Source organism: Streptomyces violaceorubidus (assembly GCF_000717995.1).
Taxonomy (GTDB): domain Bacteria; phylum Actinomycetota; class Actinomycetes; order Streptomycetales; family Streptomycetaceae; genus Streptomyces; species Streptomyces violaceorubidus.
In genome coordinates, this window is record NZ_JODM01000233.1 from 1 (window position 1) to 237 (window position 237).

Sequence of the window (237 nt, forward strand, 5' to 3'; positions counted from 1 at the left end):
CATCTCCTCCAGCATCTCACTCAGCGTCGGCAGGACCTTGAAACGCTCCAGGAAGATCGTCAGATAACCCAGGATCTTGGCCCGCGTCGCGGTGATCGCAGCCGTCTCCGCACCCTTCGTACCCCCGAACACGAAAGGCGCCAAATATTCCATCAGCAGCAAAAACGCAAACAGAGCGAACAGCTCGGCATAAATGTTGATCTTGTTCTCGGCGATCTGGATGGACGTCTTCACCCG

1 protein-coding gene is annotated in these 237 nt (G+C 56.1%); it reads right to left on the reverse strand.

Translation table 11 applies throughout. From position 1 onward, the window contains the following. The coding region (locus IE94_RS37005) for a hypothetical protein (protein ID WP_157849474.1) at positions 1-237 on the reverse strand (237 nt) is incomplete at both ends.